The sequence below is a fragment of the Dysosmobacter segnis genome, assembly GCF_014297285.1.
In the GTDB taxonomy this organism is placed as follows: domain Bacteria; phylum Bacillota; class Clostridia; order Oscillospirales; family Oscillospiraceae; genus Oscillibacter; species Oscillibacter segnis.
In genome coordinates, this window is sequence record NZ_JACOQI010000020.1 from 13,482 (window position 1) to 33,995 (window position 20,514).

Here is a 20,514-nt window from a genome sequence, read left to right on the forward strand (position 1 = left end):
TATGAAATTTTCCAAGTTCGTGAAGTCCCTCGCCCCTGATGGCGGCGCTATCTATGAGTACATGGACGAACGCTGGCTTGCTTCCCCGTCCGTACTTATGCTCATTCCCGATGGTATCCGCAGCGTGACCGGGTATAGCAACGAGAAAATGCCTGACGGCATTGGTCGCCTGATTTCTCAGGTCGGTTGCACCGAGTACGCCACGCTGGTCAAGGCAATCATGCCTGAGCCGGACGGCGCAATCAAAGATTGTGTCCGTATCTTCGCCACGCAGGACAGCACCATGACCTTTCCCATCACCAATGATGACTGGTCGCTGATCGAGAAGTCTGACTTCTGCGAAATCTTGTACGCTTACGATCTGGAAAGCGACAAGAGCGTACCGAAAGCCCTGCTGGTCAAGCAGTACGCCAAGTACCCCGATGACGAAGACCAGTTGGTCGGTATCATCTTTCCCTGCGAGTACACAGAACAGCTCAATTTCCACACCATAAAAGAAGTATGAGCGTTTGTGGTGGTTGCCCCATCTATTACAATGAATATTTCGGTGTTTATTGTGGAGGTGGGTGCTTAGGTCAAAGCGCTTGTGCCGAAAACCTAATAACTCTCGTTGCTAATATAGCAGACACTATTACAAGATCAAGAAAGGACGATAAAACAATGGCTAAAATCGGACTCACCGAGGGTTTCACCCTCATTCCCGAAGGTACTCATATCTTTCAGATTACCGATGTGAAGTACAAGGAAGACTTCGGCAAGCTGGAAATCTATATGCAGACGCAGACCGGCAGTAAGCACATCGAGCGCTTCTCTCTGCTGAAATCCGATGGCTCTCCCAACGAGGGTGCATACAACGCTTTCAGCTACTTCGCCAAGACTGCCCTCGGCAATTTCGACCTGACCGAGATCGACCACACTGATCTGATTGGTCACTTCATCGAGTGCGATGTAGAACATGATGTTCAGGAGAACAAGAAGAAGCCCGGACAGAGCATTACCTTCGTCCGTCTGACCGATAAGCGCCCCTCTGAGGGCTGGGACGGCGCTGGCAATACGGTTACTACCCCCGCTGCTAAAACCGCTCCTGCGGCTTCTCAGGCCGCTCCTAAGACCCCGATGGATTTGGCGGCTCTCCTTGGCTGATACCGAGTGCGAGGGAGGGCTAATTTGAAAGGCTCTCCCTCGCCAATGGTATGTTGAAAACTATGTTGAAAGTGAGGATAAGCTACAATGGCAGAAGCCTATATTTGTTCGCTCTCCAAGGTTCAGCGCCACGCTGAAATCTGCAAGGAGATCAACAGGCTCTATGAGCAGAAGAACCATGACTACGGTGACAGCTTCCACCAGACCTTTGTTGAAGAAGGAATGGCGATGGCTCGTATCCGTTTGGGCGATAAACTCAGCCGCTTTAAGACTCTCTCCCGTGGCTGTGAGCAGAAAGTCAATGACGAGTCTATCCGTGACACCCTGATTGACCTTGCCAACTACGCCATTATGACGGTGCTGGAAATGGAGGTAGCGGAAGATGTTGCAAATTAAAACCATTCGGAACCGTCTGGACAATCCCACCCTCTTTGACGACGAAGTAAATGCGGCTCTGCGTGATGGGTGGACTCTGAAAAAGAGAACCGTTCTGCGGCCTATCGGCCAGTCCGAGTCCGTCTATATGCACACGATGTTGTATGCAGAGTTGGAGAAGGAGGTCGCTGACGATGACGCTGAATGAATATCAGGTACTCGCCTATCGAACGACCAACCATGAGCTGACCAATCAGGGACTTATCGAAAATGGGGTCATGGGTCTATGTGGCGAAGCTGGTGAGTGTATCGACCTCGTGAAAAAATCCTTGTTTCAGGGTCACGACCTTGACCGTGAAAAGCTCATTGACGAGCTGGGCGATGTTCTCTGGTACGCCGCACAGTTGGCAACCGGATTAGATGTGGGCTTAGATGTTGTGGCACAGTACAACATCAATAAGCTCAAAGAGCGTTACCCTGACGGGTTCGACAGCGAAAAGAGTATTCATAGAAAGGAGTACGAAAATGTCTGACTGCTTCTCCAAATCCGAAGTGACCGATTTTCTAAACTTCATGAAGCTGCCTGACGGAACCTCTGTTGTTTCCGATGGCATGATGAAGTACCTGACGGCTTACGGCTTCTTTACCGCCCCTGCTTCCACCAAGTACCACGGCAATTACGAGGGTGGTCTTTTTGAACACTCCTACACGGTAACGAAGTTCCTCCTGACACTCACTCAGGACAATCACCTGATCTGGCGCAAGGCTCGTTCTCCCTTCATCGTGGGTATGTTCCATGACCTATGTAAGATCGACCAGTACCGCCACCCGGTAACAGGCCACATTGAAGAATTTAATGGTGGGCGCACACCAATCTATGACGAACAGGCGTGGGAGTACAATCCCGACACCCTTCTGAAAGGTCACGGCGATAAGTCCGTCATGCTTCTCTCTCAGTTCTACACGCTGACTGATGAAGAAATCATGTGTATCCGCTACCACATGGGCGCTTTCACCGACAAGTCTGAGTGGAATGACTACACCAGAGCAGTCAGCCAGTACCCGAATGTGCTGTGGACACACCATGCGGATATGCTGGCAAGCCATGTTGCGGGGGTGTGAAGTATGTATATTCCAACGGTTTCTTTCGATTTCGATGGCGTAATTCATTCCTACCGAAGCGGGTGGAAGGGTGCCGCTGTTATCCCCGACCCTCCCGTGGAAGGGATTAAAGAGGTCATTGAACAACTCATAAGCGATGGTTTATGTGTGGTCATCTGTTCTTCTCGTGCGGAGTCCTTTGAAGGACAGACGGCGATTGCTGAATGGCTAAAACACTACGGGTTCCCGATGGTGCAAATTCAAGCGAAAAAAGTTCCTTCCATCGTTCATGTCGATGACCGTACAATCTGTTTCGATGGTAGAGCAAACCACCTCCACGAACAGATTATCAACTTCAAACCTTGGTATGAAAGGGAGTCTGAAAGTGAAAATCATTGAACCTTCTGTGAAGCTTATCAACGCTCCCGATTATAAGACCCTTCTGACCACTATCGAAGCCGCAGGGCGCACTTGCTACAAGTCCGAGGACAAAATCACAGACGGTAGCGCAGAGAAGTTCGTCCGTGGCATTATCAAACGGGGCCACGAGGCTGTCATTGAGCATGGCTCTCTCACTGTCCGCTTCATCTGCGACCGGGGTGTGAGCCACGAGATCGTTCGTCACCGTCTGGCTGCGTTCTGTCAGGAGTCCACTCGGTACTGCAATTATGGCAAGGAGGGTTTCGGCGGCGAAATTACCGTCATTCGTCCCTCAACCTTCGCCAAGACCGACTCGACCTACCACATCTGGAAACGGTCGTGTGAACACGCTGAGGTCGCCTACTTCGATCTGCTGAACGAGGGCTGCACCCCGCAGGAAGCTCGATCTGTCCTTCCGAACAGCCTGAAAACCGAGGTGGTCATGACCGCTGACCTCAGAGAATGGCGGCATTTCTGCCGTATGCGCTGTCCCGTAGCGGCTCACCCCGATATGCGGGTCGTTGCCAATATGCTCCTGACCCTGCTGAAACAGACCTATCCTGTCTTCTTCGAGGACATTGAGGTATGAGAATTAAGAAAGCTGGCGGCAAGGTGTTCGGTGCGGTCTTAACTGCCGCCGAGAGAAAAGCGATGGACATGGAAATCAATCGTCAGATCGTGGAAGCCGACAGGCGCTACGCCAATGACATTGACGCTATGGTGCTTTACACCCTTCATGTTCACCTTGGTTTCGGCAAGAAGCGCCTGCGGAAGTTCTATGACGCTTTCTCTGCCGAGCATGACCGCCTTATCCAGTATTATCAAATGCCTGACGATTACACATGGCTCTGTAAAGAAATGTTGAAGCGTATCGGCGTTGATGTTGAAGCGTGGAACAAAGAAAGGAAAGAACCCGATGAAACTGAAAAGCATTGACGGCAAAGTGCCGTATATCATGGCTGCGGGAAAGGACTTCGTGAAAGATGAAATGTCGCTGGCGGCGGCAGAGCAGATTTGTTCCCGTGGAACGCGGACCGCCAGCAAGCTCTTTCCCGATTTCCCCATCTGCGTAGATGACAAGTTCTATTTTGCTGGAACCTCGACAAAGCCCAAGTCCAGCAAAGCCAAAGCCCCTTGCGAGGACTGAGGTTTTCAATCTTCCTGTGGTTCGTCACCGTTGTCGCTGTCCTCTGTCTGAAATTACCCACGGTTGAGGTTGAAGAACCTTCTCCCGTTGTCGAGGTGGTAGAGGTAGTCACCCCGGAGCCAGAGCCGGAGGTGACACCTCAGCCGTGGACAGACGAGGAAGTGATTGTGCTGGCGAAAATGCTATGGGGAGAAGCCAGAGGGGTCAGCTCTGACGCTGAGAAAGCGGCTTGTGTGTGGTGTGCGCTCAACCGTGTCGATCATGGCTACGGCGATATTATAACGGTCGTAACTACACCTAAACAATTCGTAGGGTATAAAGAGAAAAATCCGGTCGATGACAATTTGATTACTCTCTGTATAGATATACTGACTCGCTGGTATGCAGAGAGAGAAGGTCAGGTTGAGGTCGGTCGTGTCCTCCCTGCGGATTACCTGTGGTTCTCTGGCGATGGCGAGAGAAACCACTTCCGCAACGCCTATCGTGGCGGCGATAGATGGGACTGGTCTTTACCGAGTCCGTATGAAAGCTGAGGTAAGCCTATGAGCTATTTGAATATACCCGCTGAGATTCGAGGGGAAAAGGCATGGGTCAATGTGTGGGACGGGTCAAAGGTTCCCATGCAGGCCACCGTCAGAAAGGCGGCTTCTTCGTCTAACCCGGACACATGGTCAAATTACATTGACGCTGAACACAATGTCCAGCACGGCTACTATGACGGTCTTGGCTATGTATTTCACGATACAGGGGTTGTAGGTATCGACATTGACGATGGCTTTACTGATGGGCTTCTAAACCCGCTGGCGGCTGACATTATCGGTCATTGTCAGTCCTACACGGAAAAGTCAAGAAGCGGGAGGGGGGTTCACATTCTCGTTCGTGGTGAGCTGCCTTTCAAGGGTAAGAACAACCGTGCCGCCGTGGAGATTTACAAGAGCAATCGGTACTTCATCATGACCGGCGAGGTTTTGATCTTCTCCGAGATCGTTGAAAACCAGTCAGCGATTGACTATGTGATCGAGAAGTATTTTCCCGACACACCGAAGGAAAGTAGCTCAGGTACGGTTGCCCCTCAGCGTATCTATTCTCCCATCTACCGCCGCCCTGAAAACGGCAAGCTGCATTTGAAGCCTGAATACCCGCCTATCACACCGGGAAGCCGGAACCTCAGCCTGACTTCTTTGGCGGGTCAGCTCCATAACCAAGGATACACCAAAGCAGAGATTTACAAAGAACTGTTGTACGCCAACTCCCAAGCCTGCAAACCCCCGCTTCCGCAGTCCGAGGTAGAGTTAATTGTAAACTCTGTGACGAGGTATAGACGATGAGTGCTATCGAGTGTTGTTACGGTTGTCCTGACAGGTACGCTGGCTGTCATGCAAAATGCGAGAAATACCAGTGTGAAAGAGAAGAACATGAGCGGCAGAAAGAGTTGGAGAAGCGCCAAAAGGCACAAGAGATGTACTACTATGACCGCTTCAAGTATTGGAGGTAATTATGAAACCATATCAGCGTGGCGATGTTGTCATCATTGATGTTCCCATGCTTGCCAACAGTCATATTCAGGCTGGTAAGCGTCCGTGGGTGGTTGTGCAAAACAATGTTGGCAATCAGTTTTCTTCCACCAGCATTGTCGTTCCCCTGACCACTAAAATCAAGCGGCTTGAGCTGCCGACCCATGTGGCTGTCACTTGGGGTTCTTTACAGCCGAGCATGGTTGAGTGCGAACAGGTGCGTGTCGTAGATGTGTCCGATGACTGGGAATACATCTGCACTTTGCCGCCTGAGATCATGCGTCATGTGGATACCGCTTTGAAAAACGCTTTCTTCTATGGGAGGGGAGGGGATGTAGATAATGACAAAACTTGAATATGACAGTTTGCAGATGGCGCTATCTGCCCTACTTGATAAAGAGCGGATATATCGCAAACGTATAAGCGGTAGTGAACAAGACGGTTATAAGATGGGTGTCCGAGCTTGTAAAAGCGCACTTTCCAACTTTAACCCAAACGGAAAAGACAAGAGAGGTGAAATCCATGAGTGATGAAGTTATGACAGCTCCCGAAGAACAGGCTCTCTTTCAGCTCTCCAACGGTCGTTACATCATGGACGAAGCTCAGTCCAGAGTGATGTTCCAAATCAAGGAAGCACAGCCTGAGCATAGCCACCCGATCAGTGGTACGGGGTATTCGTGGGACGAGTCCGGCATGGCGGAGTTGTTCTCCGAGTGCTACAAGAATGATACCCGCTACTGCCCCGAAGCGAAAAGCTGGTTCACCTACTCCGAGGGAGCATGGCGCAAGGATACGGGTTCTCTGCTGGTAGCGGAAAAGATCAAAGAATTCTGCCGCCTGATGGCTCTCTATTGCGGTGAAATCGCCAATGAAGAACGCCGCACCGAGTACATGAAGTTCATCGTAAAGATGGGCGACAGGCGCTTCCGTGACCGGCTGATGAAGGACGCTGCCAGTGTGCTTCCTATCGCTTCGGCGGAGTTTGACGCAAACCCCTACCTTATCAACTGCAAGAACGGCACTTTCGACCTCGAAAAGATGGAGTTCCGGGAACATGACTGGAAAGACTTCCTGACCATGCAGACCAACTTCAACTACACCTTGCAGGACGCACGGTGCCGCCGCTGGGAGAAGTTCGTTGCAGAGGTCACTTGTAATGACGAAGACAAGGCTGACTATCTGCAAAAGGCGCTGGGGTACTCTATGCTGGGTATGGCGAACGAAGAATGTATGTTCATTCTTCACGGCAAGACCACTCGCAACGGCAAGTCCACCATGCTCTCGGCAATTCACCACCTTCTCGGTGACTATGCTTCCGTATCCCCCGTGTCGATCATCTGCAAGGCAGAACGGTCGAAGAACGCCGAAGCAGCAAACCCCATGCTGGCTTCCCTGAAAGGTAAACGGTTCGTCACAATGGCAGAGAGCAACCAGTATGGCAAGCTGGACGAGGAAACAATCAAGCAGCTCACGGGTGGCGAGGAAATCAAGGCTCGGAACCTCTATGAGACTGCTACAACCTTCCTGCCGCAGTTCACCCTTTGGCTCTCCTGCAACGATCTTCCCACCGTCAGCGATAAGTCCCTGTTCGCTTCCGACCGTGTTCGGGTCATTGAGTTCAACCGTCACTTCACCGAAGCGGAACAGGACAAGAACCTGAAAAATGAGTTCCAGACGCAGGAAGCTATGCAGGGCATTTTCGCTTGGCTGGTCGCTGGGTACTTCAAATACAAGCGGTTCGGTCTGAAAATGTCTCCCGCTATGCGGAAGGTAGTCAACCAGTACGAGCGTGACAACGATCTTTGCTTGCAGTTCCTCGAAGAACGCTGTGAGCAGGCCGAGGGAGTCAATACCCGCTCGAAGTCCCTGTTTGACGCTTACAAGATTTGGTGCAAGTCCAACGGGTACTTTGCCTGTTCTGCCAAGCGGTTCAACGCCGACATGGAAACGCACCCTGAGTGGCATGGCGGCAAGGTCGTGTATCAGGGCTACCCCGTCTACAAGAACCTCAGACTGAAAGGAGCGTCCTAATGAACCGTTCATGTAATTCTATCCTCTGTCGCTTCGGTATCCACACAGCAGACCCGTATGTTCATATTCAGGTCAAGTGCCGTAATGGTTCTCACCGCTGGCAGAGCAATTATGAAGTCTGTAAGCGGTGTGGCAAACGCCTGAGAAAAATCCGTATTGTGAAGGAGCGTCCGTGATGAAGTGGAAAAGGATTAAGTGTTTCCTGACTGGTGGACACCGCCTGTACGATAAAAACCTTCAAACCATTCATGACACAAATGGGTATCACTTCATTAACTACTGCGTGAAGTGCGGTAAGGTGTTCGCTGCGTTCATGGCGGAAGCTGAATTGAATGGCCTGATCAACCGAGACATTGAGCAGTTCAGAAAGGAGAGATTGCATGATCGCAACGACTGAGGAACAACACCTACTGGAAAAGTGGCAGAAGAAGCTATGTTTGCAGGAGTGGCGCATAAAGCTCGTCACTCACCTTCGCCCCGAAGAAATGTCCGTCAGTAATGCGGCTGGGTGTACGGATTGGTCGGAGTCCATCAAGACCGCCCGTATTGAGATCATCAATCCCGCCTGCTACGGCGACCGCATTGTACCGTTCAACTTTGAAAAGACATTGGTGCATGAGCTGTTGCACCTGAAATTCTCTTTCTGGTGTCAGGACGAGTACAGCGTAGCTGATAGGCTTATGCACCAGATGATTGACGATCTCGCAAGAGCTTTGACGGAAGGTGACAGCGATGAAGACTGAATATTGCCCCGATTATGTGGGCGTTGCCTGCGTTGATGGCACTTGCCCTGTTGCCAACTGTGAAGAATACGCTGAGCGGTGTATGCCTGTCATTTCATGTTGCCGGGACTGCTTCTATTATAAGGGCTGTGAAGACTGTGCAATCTCTGACGATTGCAACCGAATGGAGGATAAACATGAGTAAAAAGTGTGTATGCGGTAACGAAATGTTCACCGTCTTCATGTGCCGCAAGTGCGAACACCTTCTGTATGTCGAGGAAGACGAGAATTTTCCTCAGAAACTCGGAAAAATCGCCGCCAAATCCTGCCCCTGTTGCGGTGAACAGGACGAGGGACTGTGGAGACTTCTCGGTCGAGCGGAAGGGTTCGAGGGAACGATTTTCGTGGAGGAACAGGACGATGAATAATGATGCTGTGAGAGAGTTGCTAAACGCCGTTGGCGCTTTGGCTGAAATGTCTCTGAATTTTTACAGGGCTTTACTCAATGCTGGTGCGACCAAAGAGGAAGCCTTTGTTCTCTTGCAGTCTTTCATCTCTGCTACCATTCATGGCAACAAGGAGAAAAGCGATGAAGACTGAGAAAAAGAACCTTCGCCGTATTTCCATCGTAGTCACGGCACAGACCAAGGGCAACCTCGAACGGCTGGCGGCGGTCTGCGGCTACTCGGAGATCGGTCGGGTGGTTGACAAGCTCACCCGTGAAAAGATGATTGCCCTTCACGACTTTGAAAGAAAGGAGAAGTACCATGAATGATGTAATGGAGCAAATCAAAACGCTTTCTGCCACCTTGGACGAGGAAACCACCCGTTTTCACCCTACCGGCAGATTGTTACTACTGGGTTCCTACGAAAGCGTATTTCTGAAAGCGGTCAAGCGCAAGGCCGATCTGTTAGGCATTGACTGTGACCTCACTCAATACCCCTGCCCTCCATACAAGGCCGTGGTAGTGGACAGAGAAACCGTCCCGTCTGACATTAAGCTCGCCGCCGAGGTTGACATTGACCACTCCTACTCACAGGGAATGTCATCGGTGTCTCAGGCAACTTTGGCGCTCCTGTTGGCATTGGACTTGGTTTACGCCAAGGACATTACCATCGTAGGTCGGGGTCACGCCGTTCAGAACTTGGCAAAGTACCTCACCCTCGACAACGCAACTGTGACGGTGGCGCACTCCAAAACCAAGAGTCTCTTGCAAGCCACGATGAACCGTGATGTGGTGATCTACGCCACGCCGACTATCACGAAGGACATTTCCTACAACACCCGTGATCTGGTCATCGACCTCGGCAATAGTATTCCCCACCCTGACCGCTTCAATTGCCCCTATGTGAACAGGATTGGTCAGCTCACCGTGAGTGTGTTGCTCAACCGCTTTGCGAGAAAGGAGCATAGAGCATGAGTGACATTCTGACAACTATCGCCGCCGTTGAATGGATTGTTGTAGGCTGCCTATTCCTCTGGCGACTGCGCCACTGGAACCGCCGCTTTTCGGAACTCTATGACGAGCTGCGAAAGGAGATCGACCATGAATAAGGAAGACGCTCACATTGTCATAGCTATGGCAAATCACAACATGAATGTCACCGATGTTGCTCGTGCTATTTTCGCACACAGAAATACCGTTCTCTATCACTTGGACAAGGTGAAGCGGCAGACCGGGTTAGACCCTCGGCGGTTCTATGATTTGGTCGAGCTGGTGAAGATGGCGCAGGAGGTGTTGGAAAATGGGTCTTGATATTACGGTCATGGAACGCAAAGATGTTCGCTGCCCTCATTGTGGTGAGGTCATCACCACGGTAGATGTTGCCAGCACCGACAGCGGTGGTCGGCTTTGGTACGACTTTCTGGAAAGGCTCGGTTACTATGTTCCCTATGAGAAGCGTACCAAGGAGAACGACTGGTACGGCAAGGACATGGTTCTTGACAACGAGCAGGCAAAGCAGCTCACCGACTATGCCGTGAAGAAAGAGGTCTACAACTGGGACGGTGTGGAGTGGATTGTGACGGAAGCACTCGCTCATGGGAACAAGGTGGTCATTAACGCCGACTGGTAGTTAGGTGATAAAGGTGATAAAGGTGAGTGTTTCTGCAAAGACTTTTTTTCAAATTGGCGTGTTTTGAAAAATTGTTTTTCGTATTTTAGGTGAGTTAGGTGAGTAATCGGGCATAAATGCCTATAACTCTCTCTTATACGCGCGTATATAGAAATAGTTATAGGGAAATGCACCCGATTACTCACCTTTATCACCTTGGCGACTTTGAAAGGAGAAAACAACTATGGCAGATAAAATTGTGAAAAAGCGCACTCGGCCTGATCGTAAGGAAGCCCTGAGCGTTCATACAGAGCCGGGTGACAACAGAAAATATCTGGAACATTCGATGGTCATGTTGGATTGGCCTGATGTGAATGTAAGAGAACCTGAACAGGTCAAAGAGCGTATGGGTATGTACTTTGCTCTGTGCGCTCAGGACGATATGAAGCCCTCGGTTGCTGGTATGGCATTGGCTTTTGGAGTTGATAGAACGACTCTATGGAAATGGGCAAATGGAGTGGATAGTAAGACTTTGCCCACGGAAAGCCGCAACCTCGTTAAAAAGGCGTACCAACTTTTGAACGCACAAATGGAAAACTATATGCAGAATGGGAAGATCAATCCGGTTGCTGGTATCTTCCTGATGAAGAACAACATGGGCTATGCGGACAAGCAGGAGGTCGTGTTGACACCCAACCAGCAGCTCGGAGATCAGGTTCCCGCTGAGGACTTGGAGAAGAAGTATCTCGAAGATGTGGTGGGTGCGTCCAGCGACTATGACCCGGAAGACTGAGCGACTTTCACGACTTTTGCGACTATGGCTTACGACTATGCCGAGCGACTTTGCGACTTTCGCCCGAACGACTTTACGACTTTGACAGAGCTGCCGATCTCCTCACGGGGTCGGCGGCTTTTCCTTTTTTTTTGGCTGATCGGCGGCGGGTTCCACCGGGGCGGCGTGGGCGCTGCCGGGGTTCCGGCCTGATCTGAAAGCAAAAACATTTTTCAGCCCTTTATATTGTATAGCTGCCGTATTTGCAAAAAATCTTGATTTTCTTTTGTATTTACGCTTGACAAGTAAATGCAAATATGCTATCTTGTATTTACCGAAAGGCAGTAAACGCAAATTGAATTTTGAAAGGGGTTTGCATTATGAAAATTTATGATCTGCCTGTTATGGGTTATGAACGGGCAAAGAGTTTTTACGGAAAGGCAAAAATCATTGAAACGGACAACGGCGAAAAAGTTTTACAGTCCTACAATACTTTTGTTTGCCGCATCACGGCGGCGGGGCGGTTCGTTCGTATGTGGGGCGGTTATTCTGCTACCACAATGCGCCATGTAAATAGTTTTCTTTCGTTCTATGATATGAACGGCGGCGGGAAATCGTGGTGGGATATGCAGCCGGTAGAAACGGAAAAGCCGAAAGCGGCGGATATGACCCCCGCCGAAAGTTTGAAAGCTATGTGTAACCGCCGTGCAGCTAACAACATGAATTATTGAAAGGGGTGTATTAAATGAAATTCAAGACAACACAAAAGGCAATCAGGGCGAATTACAATAAAATTATTTGCGTTCCCTATTGCGGATTGCAAACCCTTTTGAATTATGAAACCCCCGTTGCGTACACAGTACGCCGTGAGGGGTGGGCGGCTGATATTTACGATATGGGCGGCGGGGTTGCCATTGTAACAGGCTATGCCCCTTTCGGAAATATTCGCCCATCTTATGAATTGCGTGAACGGTATGAAACGCAAGCCGAAAAAATCCGCTATGATTATAGCCTTTCCTATGAACAACAGCGGGAAAGCCTGAAAAGCCTTGCAAGGGATTTTATAAAGGGGGTTTGCAATCATGAATAAGCGTGAATACTGCGAAAGCCGGGAAAGCATTGCATACTATAGCGGCTTGAATGGGCTTGAAATCAAGGGTATTGAACACGGTATAGATGATTTCATTTATTGCGTTTCCGGGGCATGGGGCGGCGGTAAAGCGTTCCACCGGTGCAAGATACAGTACACCCGGAAAGGGGCGGCGTTTTTCCGGGTGCATGGGTATAGGGTTCCACTTGATGAATGTATTAGAATGGGGGTTTAATTATGAATTACATTTTCAAAACAACGGCAACAATGAAAGAATACAACAATAAAAAGTGGTACATTGACGGCGGTATTGTTTCAGATATGCGTATAGATGCGGATAGCGTGGAAAATGCGCTTGAAATTTACCGGGAACGGGTGGAAAAAAAGCATTGTATCACTATTTCCAAAAATGCCATTAAAAACAAGTCGGAAATGTTCGTTGATCTATCAGACGGGGGCGCAAAACAAGTTGGTTATGTTATCACGGGTAAAACAGAATTTGACAAGGGCGATTATGCCGGATATAGCACACAATATATTGATCTGTGGGTGACAATTCTAACCGTTGTTGATACGGTATTTTAATAGGGCGGTGAAAGCGTGTATTTGATTTTATTATTGCTTTTGCTGTCGGTGCAAATCCTGATTGAAATATTGAAATTGAATAAGTGAACGCCGCCCCGGTGCTATTCCGGGGCGGTTGTTTTTTGTGCTTTTTCGGCCTGTTTGGGGCGGCGTGAATGGGTGACGGGGGCGGGGGATATGCCAGCGGCAGCGAGGGCGGGGTGAGCTGAAAAATACCCGCAAAAAATAAAAAGACTTATTTACACTTACCTATTGACAATTACATTTACCTATGCTATATTATATGCAAGAGGTGATCTTATGATGACATTCAAAAACGCAATCGGCTATATCCGAGTCTCCACCGAGCGACAGGCCGATGATGACAAATACGGTATCGAGGTTCAGAAGCAGGCCATTCTTCTCTACGCTAACGATAACGGTTACAATATCGTAGACTGGAAGGTCGATGAAATCAGCGGTGCGAAAGATGACCGCCCCGGCCTGAACGAAATCCTTTATGGGGACGATGTAAGCAACCCTCCTTATGAAGCGGTGATCGTATTCAAGAATGACCGTGTGGCTCGTGATACCAAGCTGTACTTCTACTACCTGTATGTGCTGGAAAAGAAGAACATCAAACTTCTGAGTACGCAGGAGAGCTTCACAGAGGGTAGCGAGTTTGCCAACATCTATCGTGCGCTGTTACAGTTCGTGGCAGAGCAGGAGAGAAAGAACATCGCTCTGCGAACCGGCAAGGGTCGTTCCATCAAGGCTTCCTGCGGTGGGTACAGCGGCGGTCGCCGTCCCTACGGCTACAAGGTGGTTGATGGTGTTCTCACCATTGACGAGCAGGAAGCTCCTATCGTGAAGTTCATCTTCGAGAAACACGAAGACGGCGTTTCCATGCTGGGTATCACGGAGCTGCTGGAAAAGGCGGGATACCAGACCCGTTCCGGCAAGCGGTTTCAGGTGTCCACCATCAAGAGTATTCTTGGCAACCGCCCTCTGTACGAGGGTATGTATAAATACGGCGACATGAATTGGGTTAAAGGTGTTCATGAGCCGATTTTGAAGACGGAGTGTTAAATAAATATGAAAGATCTTTATGGACTTCGCAGTGAAGACATAGATATGCTCAAACAGGCAGGTTACGGTGATGACATATTCTATGTTGGAAATTATGGAATATCCGATGTAACCGGAGAGCAACTTTTCTTTATTTCGTTCTATACTTCCGAGCAAAAGAATAAAGCCTATAAATATCTTTATGAAAGTAAATGAGGGGTAAGAAAGGTTGGGTGAAATGAAAAAGATGGTGTGGCTGATAGGGCTGGCGGTCATCGTGGTCTTCTTTCTGGTCGGGTGTTCTAAGAAGGACTCGGCTGAACCTATTGCTTGGGACTCGGCTCTTTCCGAAGCCGGGTTCACCGATGACGAGATCGCAAGCTATCGGGAAGTGTTTGACACCGTAGGGGTGACTGATTTCCACGATATTTCTATCGTAGATAATGACCCGATGACCGTGATTTGTGGTAAAATTTATGACAGCGAGGATTTACAGCTCAATGTGACGCTGGAAAATCGCCAGATCATTTATGTAGAGTTGGCTGGTATACCTGATACTAAGACCCAAGCCTATTTCAACTGGCGTGGCAAAGTGAAATGGAAGACAGTGAACACGAAAAAAGCAGTTGAGCTATATTCTGACACCGAGGGCGGCTATTTAGGGGTTCTGGATTGGGACAATAAGACGATTTCGGAGTATGAGGGCTGACACCATGAGGTTTTTTCTCAATGTAATCGGATATTTTCTGATAATCAGTTCTATTTTGCTGGTTCTGGCGTTTGTGATACCGAAAATTTTATAATCGGCTTCTGTAAGGGCAGGAGTGTCAGCCATGACGGGCTATCTGTGTAGAAATACACGGGTAGCTCGTTTTTTTTGTTGGAAAGGAAATGCACATGAATTATGAAAAACTCTCCGGCTCTATCCGAGCCGTGATCGACCGGCGACCGGGAGATAACGGAGCGTACAGCGACCTTTTTTCTCTATGCCGGGAGTGGGAAATCAAAGATTTCTCGGCGGCACATAAGGCGAACAAGGAGCTGCTGGCACTCTCCGCCGATCAGGTAGTCCGTGGCGGCGGGGCGAAGTTCTATGAACAGTGGCGGCGGTGTCTTCTCTTTGAAGCGCCCCATGATTTTGATTCCTTCATGACCTACATTGAACTCGACCGCAAGCCGGAAAAACGGTTCTATGCTCCCCGTAAGCACTATCTCAGACCGATGGTGCAGGGGTTTCAAGATGTTCTGGACGGGAAGCTGCGCCTTTTGACGATCTCCATGCCGAAACGAGCGGGAAAGTCTCAAACGGGTATCAATTTTGTGAATATGCTCTCCGGCAAGTTCCCTGACCGTTCGACCCTGATGGAAGGGACAGGTGATGACCTTGTAAAGAGCTTCTACAACGGTTGTCTGGAATACCTGACAGTCCCTAACGAGTATCTGTTCTACGATGTATTCCCGGACGCACGGCTGGTACAGACCAACGCCGACACGAAGACGGTGAACCTGAAAAGCAAGTCCCGTTTCCCCACCATCATGTGTCGTTCCATTGACGCTCGACAGGTGGGTTTGTCCGAAGCCACCAATGTTCTCTATCTTGATGACTGCGTAGAGGGTCGTGAGGAAGCGAAGAACCGCCAGCGGCTTGATGACAAGTGGGAAGTGATCTCCGGCGATATTATGGGTCGTGCCATTGAAGGTACGCCCATGGTGTTCACGGGAACCCGTTATTCCCTGTATGACCCCATCGGTCGTGTGCAGGAACACGCACAGCGGGAGGGCTGGGCTTGGAGAGCGATTGAGATACCCGCCCTCAATCTCGTGACGGACGAGAGCAATTATGAGTATGAACGGGAGGGCAAGAAGGTTTTCACCACCGCCTACTTCCGGGAGCAGCGGGAGCTTCTGAGTGCAGAGCAGTTTGAGAGCGAGTTCCAGCAACAGCCCTTTGAAGCGAAGGGTCTGCTGTTCAGCAAGGACGAGCTGAACTACTTCTTCGAGCTGCCGAAAGACCGTGACCCGGATACCATCATCGCCGTTGGTGATACGGCAGAAAGCGGCTCGGACTCGACTTCCATGCCGGTGGCGATGATATACGGCAGCGATGTGTATATCGTTGATGTGGTCTTTGATGATTCTCCCGCTGAGGTGACGAAGCCGGAATGTGCCAAGTGTCTGATTGAGAATAAAGTCGCTTCTGCTGTTTTTGAGTCCAACAATGCCGGTCAATATTATGCCAGAGATGTTGACCAGATCATTCGTGAGCGTGGGTACTCTGTTGGTATCCGCACGAAGCGCACGATCTCCAATAAGCAGACTCGTATCGAGTTCGCTTCCGACAACATCAAGAAGAACTTCTACTTCAAGCACCCTTCCACCTACAAGCGGGGCAGTCAGTATTGGAACTTCATGAAGGAAGTGACCACCTACACCCGTTCCGGCAAGGTTCCGCACGATGACGCTCCCGACTCCCTCTCCTTATTGGAGAACGAAATTCGTATGCTGTCCGGGGGCAAGGTGGAGGTCTTCAAGCGTCCCTATTGAAAGGTTGGTTTTGACAAATACTGTGGCGAATGGTATGATTAAAGATTAACTATTGACAACCATTGGACACAACGGTATACTTATAGTTAGAAACCAGCAGAAACCAACAAAACGGTATACGAATGAACAGATAACGATAGGGTGGAAAGGAGGTGCTGTAAGTGGGTGCGAGAACGTTGTTTGGTCGCCGTGTGATCTATACCGATGTTGCCGAAATCAATGCCGGGAACATCATTGATGTTCTGCAAAAGGCTCTATTCGTCCATCTGCAAAACAGCGCCGACATTGACTATCTCTATCGGTACTATCGTGGAGATCAGCCCGTGCTTTACCGGGAGAAGGAAGTACGGCCTGAAATCTGCAACAAGGTCGTTGAAAACCGAGCCAATGAGATCGTGTCCTTCAAGGTCGGCTATCTGATGGGTGAACCCGTTCAGTATGTGAGCCGAAGCGATGACGAGAACATTTCCGCTGAGGTCAGCCGCTTGAATGATTATGTTCTCAGCGAGGATAAGCCTGCCAAGGACAAGGAACTGGCGGACTGGTCGCATATCGGCGGAACTTCCTATCGCATGGTGCTTCCTGATGGAGAAGCCGATGTGGAGGAAGATGAAGCTCCCTTTGAGATTTTCACCCTTGACCCCCGCTTCGCTTTTGTGGTCTACTCCACCGCCCTCGGCAATCCTGCCATGATGGGCGTGAAGTATGTGAAGGACGAGAACGGAAACCTGATTTTCAGTTGCTACACCCGTGACCACTACTACGAGGTGGAGAACACTTGGGCGATCATTCGGAGCGAACCTCAGATTTTGGGTATTCCCATCATCGAGTATCCGGCGAATAAGGCTCGGCTGGGAGCCTTTGAGATCGTCCTCCCTCTGCTGGACGCTATTAACACCGTGGAGAGCAACCGCCTTGACGGTGTAGAGCAGTTCGTACAGGCGCTCATGCTGTTCCACAATGTTGACATTAACACCGAGGATTTTCGCCAGCTCCGTGACGAGGGGGCAATTAAGTACAAGGACATTGACCCGCAGTTCAAAGCTGAAATCGAGTATCTGACCTCGGAAATGAACCAGACGCAGACGCAGACCCTCGTGGACAGTATGTATAACACCGTCCTGACGATCTGCGGTATGCCGAACCGCAACGGTGGTTCTTCCACCAGCGATACCGGCTCTGCGGTCATCATGCGTGACGGTTGGTCGGCAGCGGAAGCGAGGGCGAAGGACTCCGAGCTGATGTTCAAGCAGTCCGAGAAGGATTTCTTGAAGCTGGTTCTGCGTATCTGCCGTGACCTGAGCGACTTGACGCTGAAACTCAGCGGTCTGGAAATCCGCTTTACCCGCAGAAATTACGAGAATATCACGGAAAAGGCAAATGTGCTGACTGCTATGCTTGCCAATCCGAAGATCGCCCCGGTTCTGGCCTTTACCCATTGTGGTTTGTTCTCTGACCCGCAGCTTGCGTACCGTATGAGTATGAATTACGCTGAGGAACAGGAGAAAAAGGCCGCTGAACTCGCAACCAAACAGAAGGAGGTTAATCCTGATGGAAAAGGAAATCCGCCTGACCCCGGAAGCGGTCAGACAGATTGAGGAAATCTTGACTACGGGAAAGACCGTTGAGATCGCAGAACGACACGAGAAGGTGATCGTGTGGGCGGTCAGCAGCAAAAAGAAATATGAACAGCCTATCGCATAGGTGATAGGAACAGCCATTACGGGCTACTGATACCGAAAAGGTATTGGTAGCCCTTTTATTTTTCCTTCCAATGCCCTCGGAGTTTTCGGACAGTCCGTGAAAGCTCAGTCTTTTCGGAGATATGAGAAAGGCGAAGACAATGATTTGACCGCCGCAAGGCGTTGAATGGTCAGGGAAGACCTTAATCGCAAACGGGAGACAACCCGTAAAAACGGAAAATAGTGCTGAGTGAACAGCCTTGTTAAACGCAGGAGGTAATCATTATGGCAAAGATCGACACCAGCAAAATCACGGGCTATGCGGAAATGTCTGCGGAAGACAAGCTGAAAGCACTGGAAGCGTTCGAGTACGAGGACAACGTTGCCGAGCTGGAAAAGCAGAAAGCCGCTGTTTCCAAGGCCAACTCCGAAGCCGCTGAGTGGAAGCGCAAGCACAACGCTCTGTTGGGTGAGGACGAGAAGAAGAAGCAGGAGCAGGAGGAAAAGTTCGCCAACATGGAGAAGGAGCTTTCCGAGCTGCGGGAAGCCAAGCGTGTTTCCGAGTTTAAGGCCAAGTTCATCGCTCAGGGCTATGACGAGGCTCTTGCTGAGGATACCGCAAAGGCGATGGCTGATGGTGACTCTGCCAAGGTGTTTGCCAACCAGCAGAAGTTCCTTGACGAGTATGCAAAACAGGTCAAGGCTGACGCTCTGAAAAAGACCCCCAAGCCTACTCCCGGTGCCGGTGGCGGTACTGGCGAGATGGATTACGCCAAGAAAATCGAGGAAGCACGGACAAACGGTGATTTTGCCGCCGTTGCTTACTACACCCGCCTGCAAGCCGAAGCGGAAGCGCAGGCGAAAAAAGAGTAAAGGAGAGTTTTTACTATGGCAGATCAGTTTGCTATGAGTTTCGGGGTACTCAATTACTCCGGTATGCTCTTTAACAAGGGCAACACCCGCACCCCTCTGAGTTCTATCATCGGCGGTCGTGCCAAGACCACGAACCATGTTGAGTTCGTGACCGGTCAGGAGTTCACCTCTGGCGGCGGCGCTCAGCCTGCTATCAGCGAGAGTGCTTCTCTGACCGCCCCTGATGCTACCGTTGTAACCCGTGCGCAGAAGACCAATGTGACTCAGATCTTTCAGGAGTCTGTGGGCATTTCCTACGGGAAGATGTCTAACATGGGTACTCTGAGCGGTATCAATGTGGCGGGTCAGCAGGCCAACCCCATGAACGAGCTGGACTTTCAGGTTGCCGCCAAGATGATGAAGGTCAATGCCGACATTGAGTACACCTTCATTAACGGCGTTTACAGCAAGGCTACTGATGACACCAAGGTCAACAAGACCCGTGGCATGATTCCCGCAATCACCACCAACACTACGGCGATGGCAAAGAAGCCCCTCGGTCTGTGGGATATTGCCGACATGGTGAAGAAGATTTACGGCGCAAACGCTCCCACCGATGGCCTGTGCCTGTGGTGTGACGCTGTGACCCTGTTCCAGATCAACGCTGACGCTGTTCAGAACGGTCTGACTGTGGTTCCCGCTGCCCGTAACATCAACGGTATCTCCCTGTCCAGCGTGGTCACGCCCATCGGCGTTGTCTACCTGTACCTTGGCGAGTACCTGCCTGCCGGTACTGCCCTACTGCTGAACCTGAGCGTTCTGGCTCCCGTTTATCAGCCTGTCCCCGGCAAGGGCAACTTCTTCCTTGAGCCGCTGGCGAAGACCGGCGCTGGCGAGAAGTATCAGCTCTTTGGTCAGATCGGCCTTGACCACGGCCCTGAGTGGTTCCACGGTAAGTTTACCGGTATCTCTACCGAGTTTACCGCTCCCACTTACAGCCGCAGCGTCTTCATCGCCAATGACGCAAACAACCCGGTGAACACTAAGGCCGTTGCTGGTGCCTAAGAACGGCGCAGGGGCAAAACAAATATTTTAGAAAGGAAAGGTGGAAAGCATGACGGACGCTGAGAAGTTGAAAATGGTGAAAGCCATGACCGGCGAGACAGACGAGGACACGCTTTCCACCTACCTTTCTATCGCCGGAAATAAGGTGTGCCGCAGAGCATACCCCTTTGACCCCACCGTGACCGCTGTTCCTGACCAGTACGCTCACATTCAGGTGGAGATCGCCGTGTATCTGCTGAACAAGCGGGGGGCCGAAGGGCAGACCACTCACAGTGAGAACGGTATCTTCCGCTCCTATGAAGACGGCGATGTGCCGCCTACGCTGCTGAGGGACATTGTTCCCTTTGCCGCTGTGATGGGAGGTTGAGC

The 20,514-nt window shown here is 50.4% G+C and carries 38 protein-coding genes; all 38 read left to right on the top strand.

Translation table 11 applies throughout. The features are described 5' to 3' along the window. The first annotated feature begins 1 nt into the window (after position 1). The 38 genes from H8Z83_RS15205 (at position 2) to H8Z83_RS15390 (ending at position 20,512) form a co-directional block, all read left to right on the top strand. Positions 2–505: a hypothetical protein gene (locus tag H8Z83_RS15205; protein ID WP_187015839.1), complete on the top strand. Its 504-nt coding sequence runs from the start codon at positions 2–4 to the stop codon at positions 503–505. Between the two features lie 155 nt (positions 506–660). Then, positions 661–1,143, top strand: coding sequence for a hypothetical protein (locus H8Z83_RS15210; RefSeq protein ID WP_187015840.1), 483 nt, complete (start codon positions 661–663; stop codon positions 1,141–1,143). Positions 1,144–1,230: 87 nt separating this feature from the next. Then, a complete protein-coding gene (locus tag H8Z83_RS15215; protein ID WP_187015841.1) occupies positions 1,231–1,539 on the top strand; it encodes a nucleotide modification associated domain-containing protein in 309 nt (102 codons plus the stop codon). Beyond that, on the top strand, positions 1,526–1,726 hold the full coding sequence (locus tag H8Z83_RS15220) for a hypothetical protein (RefSeq protein ID WP_187015842.1): 201 nt from the start codon (positions 1,526–1,528) through the stop codon (positions 1,724–1,726). Before H8Z83_RS15215 ends, H8Z83_RS15220 begins: the two co-directional genes overlap by 14 nt. After that, positions 1,713–2,051, top strand: a complete 339-nt coding sequence (locus H8Z83_RS15225) for a nucleoside triphosphate pyrophosphohydrolase family protein (protein ID WP_187015843.1) — start codon at positions 1,713–1,715, stop codon at positions 2,049–2,051. Before H8Z83_RS15220 ends, H8Z83_RS15225 begins: the two co-directional genes overlap by 14 nt. Continuing rightward, positions 2,044–2,640 (top strand): hypothetical protein, encoded by a 597-nt coding sequence (locus tag H8Z83_RS15230; RefSeq protein ID WP_187015844.1) that lies wholly within the window; start codon positions 2,044–2,046, stop codon positions 2,638–2,640. Before H8Z83_RS15225 ends, H8Z83_RS15230 begins: the two co-directional genes overlap by 8 nt. Before the next feature lie 3 nt (positions 2,641–2,643). Further along, positions 2,644–3,018, top strand: a complete 375-nt coding sequence (locus tag H8Z83_RS15235) for an HAD family hydrolase (protein ID WP_187015845.1) — start codon at positions 2,644–2,646, stop codon at positions 3,016–3,018. After that, positions 3,005–3,628 (top strand): FAD-dependent thymidylate synthase, encoded by a 624-nt coding sequence (gene thyX, locus H8Z83_RS15240; RefSeq protein ID WP_187015846.1) that lies wholly within the window; start codon positions 3,005–3,007, stop codon positions 3,626–3,628. Before H8Z83_RS15235 ends, thyX begins: the two co-directional genes overlap by 14 nt. Next, entirely contained in the window at positions 3,625–3,975 is a 351-nt protein-coding gene (locus tag H8Z83_RS15245; protein WP_187015847.1) for a hypothetical protein, read from the top strand. The genes thyX and H8Z83_RS15245 overlap by 4 nt, the downstream gene beginning before the upstream one ends. After that, positions 3,956–4,186: a hypothetical protein gene (locus tag H8Z83_RS15250; protein WP_187015848.1), complete on the top strand. Its 231-nt coding sequence runs from the start codon at positions 3,956–3,958 to the stop codon at positions 4,184–4,186. The genes H8Z83_RS15245 and H8Z83_RS15250 overlap by 20 nt, the downstream gene beginning before the upstream one ends. Positions 4,187–4,353: 167 nt before the next feature. Further along, positions 4,354–4,719 (top strand): hypothetical protein, encoded by a 366-nt coding sequence (locus H8Z83_RS15255; RefSeq protein WP_187015849.1) that lies wholly within the window; start codon positions 4,354–4,356, stop codon positions 4,717–4,719. A gap of 9 nt (positions 4,720–4,728) precedes the next feature. Next, entirely contained in the window at positions 4,729–5,514 is a 786-nt protein-coding gene (locus tag H8Z83_RS15260; RefSeq protein WP_187015850.1) for a primase C-terminal domain-containing protein, read from the top strand. Between the two features lie 169 nt (positions 5,515–5,683). Then, positions 5,684–6,055 (top strand): type II toxin-antitoxin system PemK/MazF family toxin, encoded by a 372-nt coding sequence (locus H8Z83_RS15265; RefSeq protein ID WP_187015851.1) that lies wholly within the window; start codon positions 5,684–5,686, stop codon positions 6,053–6,055. Next, positions 6,042–6,230 (top strand): hypothetical protein, encoded by a 189-nt coding sequence (locus H8Z83_RS15270; protein WP_187015852.1) that lies wholly within the window; start codon positions 6,042–6,044, stop codon positions 6,228–6,230. Before H8Z83_RS15265 ends, H8Z83_RS15270 begins: the two co-directional genes overlap by 14 nt. Beyond that, positions 6,223–7,731 carry a DNA primase family protein gene (locus H8Z83_RS15275; RefSeq protein WP_187015853.1) on the top strand — a complete coding sequence of 503 codons (1,509 nt, stop codon included), beginning with the start codon at positions 6,223–6,225 and terminating at the stop codon, positions 7,729–7,731. Before H8Z83_RS15270 ends, H8Z83_RS15275 begins: the two co-directional genes overlap by 8 nt. Positions 7,732–7,906: 175 nt before the next feature. Then, a complete protein-coding gene (locus tag H8Z83_RS15280; protein WP_187015854.1) occupies positions 7,907–8,128 on the top strand; it encodes a hypothetical protein in 222 nt (73 codons plus the stop codon). Then, entirely contained in the window at positions 8,112–8,474 is a 363-nt protein-coding gene (locus H8Z83_RS15285) for a hypothetical protein (RefSeq protein ID WP_187015855.1), read from the top strand. The genes H8Z83_RS15280 and H8Z83_RS15285 overlap by 17 nt, the downstream gene beginning before the upstream one ends. A gap of 176 nt (positions 8,475–8,650) precedes the next feature. Then, positions 8,651–8,881, top strand: coding sequence for a hypothetical protein (locus tag H8Z83_RS15290; protein ID WP_187015856.1), 231 nt, complete (start codon positions 8,651–8,653; stop codon positions 8,879–8,881). Then, complete coding sequence (locus tag H8Z83_RS15295) at positions 8,874–9,053, top strand: hypothetical protein (protein WP_187015857.1); 180 nt, start codon at positions 8,874–8,876, stop codon at positions 9,051–9,053. Before H8Z83_RS15290 ends, H8Z83_RS15295 begins: the two co-directional genes overlap by 8 nt. Then, positions 9,043–9,228 (top strand): hypothetical protein, encoded by a 186-nt coding sequence (locus H8Z83_RS15300; RefSeq protein WP_187015858.1) that lies wholly within the window; start codon positions 9,043–9,045, stop codon positions 9,226–9,228. Before H8Z83_RS15295 ends, H8Z83_RS15300 begins: the two co-directional genes overlap by 11 nt. Next, positions 9,221–9,874 carry a hypothetical protein gene (locus tag H8Z83_RS15305; protein WP_187015859.1) on the top strand — a complete coding sequence of 218 codons (654 nt, stop codon included), beginning with the start codon at positions 9,221–9,223 and terminating at the stop codon, positions 9,872–9,874. Before H8Z83_RS15300 ends, H8Z83_RS15305 begins: the two co-directional genes overlap by 8 nt. Further along, complete coding sequence (locus H8Z83_RS15310; protein WP_187015860.1) at positions 9,871–10,008, top strand: hypothetical protein; 138 nt, start codon at positions 9,871–9,873, stop codon at positions 10,006–10,008. Before H8Z83_RS15305 ends, H8Z83_RS15310 begins: the two co-directional genes overlap by 4 nt. Beyond that, positions 10,001–10,210 (top strand): helix-turn-helix domain-containing protein, encoded by a 210-nt coding sequence (locus tag H8Z83_RS15315; RefSeq protein WP_187015861.1) that lies wholly within the window; start codon positions 10,001–10,003, stop codon positions 10,208–10,210. The genes H8Z83_RS15310 and H8Z83_RS15315 overlap by 8 nt, the downstream gene beginning before the upstream one ends. Continuing rightward, on the top strand, positions 10,200–10,529 hold the full coding sequence (locus tag H8Z83_RS15320; RefSeq protein ID WP_187015862.1) for a hypothetical protein: 330 nt from the start codon (positions 10,200–10,202) through the stop codon (positions 10,527–10,529). Before H8Z83_RS15315 ends, H8Z83_RS15320 begins: the two co-directional genes overlap by 11 nt. Before the next feature lie 223 nt (positions 10,530–10,752). Continuing rightward, positions 10,753–11,301: a terminase small subunit gene (locus H8Z83_RS15325; RefSeq protein ID WP_187015863.1), complete on the top strand. Its 549-nt coding sequence runs from the start codon at positions 10,753–10,755 to the stop codon at positions 11,299–11,301. Positions 11,302–11,660: 359 nt separating this feature from the next. Continuing rightward, on the top strand, positions 11,661–12,011 hold the full coding sequence (locus tag H8Z83_RS15330) for a DUF8033 domain-containing protein (RefSeq protein ID WP_187015864.1): 351 nt from the start codon (positions 11,661–11,663) through the stop codon (positions 12,009–12,011). Between the two features lie 14 nt (positions 12,012–12,025). Further along, positions 12,026–12,370, top strand: coding sequence for a hypothetical protein (locus tag H8Z83_RS15335; protein ID WP_187015865.1), 345 nt, complete (start codon positions 12,026–12,028; stop codon positions 12,368–12,370). After that, positions 12,363–12,605: a hypothetical protein gene (locus H8Z83_RS15340; protein WP_187015866.1), complete on the top strand. Its 243-nt coding sequence runs from the start codon at positions 12,363–12,365 to the stop codon at positions 12,603–12,605. Before H8Z83_RS15335 ends, H8Z83_RS15340 begins: the two co-directional genes overlap by 8 nt. 2 nt (positions 12,606–12,607) lie before the next feature. Further along, entirely contained in the window at positions 12,608–12,955 is a 348-nt protein-coding gene (locus H8Z83_RS15345; protein WP_187015867.1) for a hypothetical protein, read from the top strand. Positions 12,956–13,255: 300 nt separating this feature from the next. Then, positions 13,256–14,023 (top strand): recombinase family protein, encoded by a 768-nt coding sequence (locus H8Z83_RS15350; protein WP_187015868.1) that lies wholly within the window; start codon positions 13,256–13,258, stop codon positions 14,021–14,023. Positions 14,024–14,029: 6 nt separating this feature from the next. After that, on the top strand, positions 14,030–14,218 hold the full coding sequence (locus H8Z83_RS15355) for a hypothetical protein (RefSeq protein ID WP_187015869.1): 189 nt from the start codon (positions 14,030–14,032) through the stop codon (positions 14,216–14,218). Positions 14,219–14,240: 22 nt separating this feature from the next. Beyond that, positions 14,241–14,711: a hypothetical protein gene (locus tag H8Z83_RS15360; protein WP_187015870.1), complete on the top strand. Its 471-nt coding sequence runs from the start codon at positions 14,241–14,243 to the stop codon at positions 14,709–14,711. 188 nt (positions 14,712–14,899) lie between these two features. Continuing rightward, positions 14,900–16,546: a phage terminase large subunit gene (gene terL / locus H8Z83_RS15365; protein ID WP_187015871.1), complete on the top strand. Its 1,647-nt coding sequence runs from the start codon at positions 14,900–14,902 to the stop codon at positions 16,544–16,546. A gap of 161 nt (positions 16,547–16,707) precedes the next feature. After that, on the top strand, positions 16,708–18,144 hold the full coding sequence (locus H8Z83_RS15370) for a phage portal protein (RefSeq protein ID WP_187015872.1): 1,437 nt from the start codon (positions 16,708–16,710) through the stop codon (positions 18,142–18,144). Continuing rightward, entirely contained in the window at positions 18,098–18,250 is a 153-nt protein-coding gene (locus tag H8Z83_RS15375) for a hypothetical protein (protein ID WP_187015873.1), read from the top strand. The genes H8Z83_RS15370 and H8Z83_RS15375 overlap by 47 nt, the downstream gene beginning before the upstream one ends. Before the next feature lie 263 nt (positions 18,251–18,513). Next, the gene (locus tag H8Z83_RS15380; protein WP_187015874.1) at positions 18,514–19,101 is read left to right on the top strand and encodes a hypothetical protein; all 588 of its coding nucleotides are present in this window, start codon (positions 18,514–18,516) and stop codon (positions 19,099–19,101) included. 15 nt (positions 19,102–19,116) lie between these two features. Then, the gene (locus tag H8Z83_RS15385) at positions 19,117–20,145 is read left to right on the top strand and encodes an SU10 major capsid protein (protein ID WP_187015875.1); all 1,029 of its coding nucleotides are present in this window, start codon (positions 19,117–19,119) and stop codon (positions 20,143–20,145) included. 49 nt (positions 20,146–20,194) lie between these two features. Further along, positions 20,195–20,512, top strand: coding sequence for a phage head-tail connector protein (locus H8Z83_RS15390; protein ID WP_187015876.1), 318 nt, complete (start codon positions 20,195–20,197; stop codon positions 20,510–20,512). The last annotated feature ends 2 nt before the right edge of the window (positions 20,513–20,514 follow it).

Excerpts from the sequence above, each read along its gene's own strand:
- H8Z83_RS15330 (WP_187015864.1), top strand. The coding sequence starts at position 11,661 with ATGAAAATTTATGATCTGCCTGTTATGGGTTATGAACGGGCAAAGAGT.
- H8Z83_RS15355 (WP_187015869.1), top strand. The coding sequence starts at position 14,030 with ATGAAAGATCTTTATGGACTTCGCAGTGAAGACATAGATATGCTCAAA.
- H8Z83_RS15290 (WP_187015856.1), top strand. The coding sequence starts at position 8,651 with ATGAGTAAAAAGTGTGTATGCGGTAACGAAATGTTCACCGTCTTCATG.
- H8Z83_RS15295 (WP_187015857.1), top strand. The coding sequence starts at position 8,874 with ATGAATAATGATGCTGTGAGAGAGTTGCTAAACGCCGTTGGCGCTTTG.
- H8Z83_RS15220 (WP_187015842.1), top strand. The coding sequence starts at position 1,526 with ATGTTGCAAATTAAAACCATTCGGAACCGTCTGGACAATCCCACCCTC.
- H8Z83_RS15300 (WP_187015858.1), top strand. The coding sequence starts at position 9,043 with ATGAAGACTGAGAAAAAGAACCTTCGCCGTATTTCCATCGTAGTCACG.
- H8Z83_RS15375 (WP_187015873.1), top strand. The coding sequence starts at position 18,098 with ATGGAAAAGGAAATCCGCCTGACCCCGGAAGCGGTCAGACAGATTGAG.
- H8Z83_RS15340 (WP_187015866.1), top strand. The coding sequence starts at position 12,363 with ATGAATAAGCGTGAATACTGCGAAAGCCGGGAAAGCATTGCATACTAT.
- H8Z83_RS15335 (WP_187015865.1), top strand. The coding sequence starts at position 12,026 with ATGAAATTCAAGACAACACAAAAGGCAATCAGGGCGAATTACAATAAA.
- H8Z83_RS15380 (WP_187015874.1), top strand. The coding sequence starts at position 18,514 with ATGGCAAAGATCGACACCAGCAAAATCACGGGCTATGCGGAAATGTCT.
- H8Z83_RS15325 (WP_187015863.1), top strand. The coding sequence starts at position 10,753 with ATGGCAGATAAAATTGTGAAAAAGCGCACTCGGCCTGATCGTAAGGAA.
- H8Z83_RS15225 (WP_187015843.1), top strand. The coding sequence starts at position 1,713 with ATGACGCTGAATGAATATCAGGTACTCGCCTATCGAACGACCAACCAT.
- H8Z83_RS15310 (WP_187015860.1), top strand. The coding sequence starts at position 9,871 with ATGAGTGACATTCTGACAACTATCGCCGCCGTTGAATGGATTGTTGTA.
- H8Z83_RS15360 (WP_187015870.1), top strand. The coding sequence starts at position 14,241 with ATGAAAAAGATGGTGTGGCTGATAGGGCTGGCGGTCATCGTGGTCTTC.
- H8Z83_RS15250 (WP_187015848.1), top strand. The coding sequence starts at position 3,956 with ATGAAACTGAAAAGCATTGACGGCAAAGTGCCGTATATCATGGCTGCG.
- H8Z83_RS15245 (WP_187015847.1), top strand. The coding sequence starts at position 3,625 with ATGAGAATTAAGAAAGCTGGCGGCAAGGTGTTCGGTGCGGTCTTAACT.
- H8Z83_RS15385 (WP_187015875.1), top strand. The coding sequence starts at position 19,117 with ATGGCAGATCAGTTTGCTATGAGTTTCGGGGTACTCAATTACTCCGGT.
- H8Z83_RS15345 (WP_187015867.1), top strand. The coding sequence starts at position 12,608 with ATGAATTACATTTTCAAAACAACGGCAACAATGAAAGAATACAACAAT.
- H8Z83_RS15210 (WP_187015840.1), top strand. The coding sequence starts at position 661 with ATGGCTAAAATCGGACTCACCGAGGGTTTCACCCTCATTCCCGAAGGT.
- H8Z83_RS15390 (WP_187015876.1), top strand. The coding sequence starts at position 20,195 with ATGACGGACGCTGAGAAGTTGAAAATGGTGAAAGCCATGACCGGCGAG.
- H8Z83_RS15265 (WP_187015851.1), top strand. The coding sequence starts at position 5,684 with ATGAAACCATATCAGCGTGGCGATGTTGTCATCATTGATGTTCCCATG.
- H8Z83_RS15235 (WP_187015845.1), top strand. The coding sequence starts at position 2,644 with ATGTATATTCCAACGGTTTCTTTCGATTTCGATGGCGTAATTCATTCC.
- H8Z83_RS15280 (WP_187015854.1), top strand. The coding sequence starts at position 7,907 with ATGAAGTGGAAAAGGATTAAGTGTTTCCTGACTGGTGGACACCGCCTG.
- H8Z83_RS15205 (WP_187015839.1), top strand. The coding sequence starts at position 2 with ATGAAATTTTCCAAGTTCGTGAAGTCCCTCGCCCCTGATGGCGGCGCT.
- H8Z83_RS15305 (WP_187015859.1), top strand. The coding sequence starts at position 9,221 with ATGAATGATGTAATGGAGCAAATCAAAACGCTTTCTGCCACCTTGGAC.
- H8Z83_RS15215 (WP_187015841.1), top strand. The coding sequence starts at position 1,231 with ATGGCAGAAGCCTATATTTGTTCGCTCTCCAAGGTTCAGCGCCACGCT.
- H8Z83_RS15285 (WP_187015855.1), top strand. The coding sequence starts at position 8,112 with ATGATCGCAACGACTGAGGAACAACACCTACTGGAAAAGTGGCAGAAG.
- H8Z83_RS15270 (WP_187015852.1), top strand. The coding sequence starts at position 6,042 with ATGACAAAACTTGAATATGACAGTTTGCAGATGGCGCTATCTGCCCTA.
- H8Z83_RS15320 (WP_187015862.1), top strand. The coding sequence starts at position 10,200 with ATGGGTCTTGATATTACGGTCATGGAACGCAAAGATGTTCGCTGCCCT.
- H8Z83_RS15260 (WP_187015850.1), top strand. The coding sequence starts at position 4,729 with ATGAGCTATTTGAATATACCCGCTGAGATTCGAGGGGAAAAGGCATGG.
- H8Z83_RS15230 (WP_187015844.1), top strand. The coding sequence starts at position 2,044 with ATGTCTGACTGCTTCTCCAAATCCGAAGTGACCGATTTTCTAAACTTC.
- H8Z83_RS15275 (WP_187015853.1), top strand. The coding sequence starts at position 6,223 with ATGAGTGATGAAGTTATGACAGCTCCCGAAGAACAGGCTCTCTTTCAG.
- terL (WP_187015871.1), top strand. The coding sequence starts at position 14,900 with ATGAATTATGAAAAACTCTCCGGCTCTATCCGAGCCGTGATCGACCGG.
- H8Z83_RS15350 (WP_187015868.1), top strand. The coding sequence starts at position 13,256 with ATGATGACATTCAAAAACGCAATCGGCTATATCCGAGTCTCCACCGAG.
- H8Z83_RS15315 (WP_187015861.1), top strand. The coding sequence starts at position 10,001 with ATGAATAAGGAAGACGCTCACATTGTCATAGCTATGGCAAATCACAAC.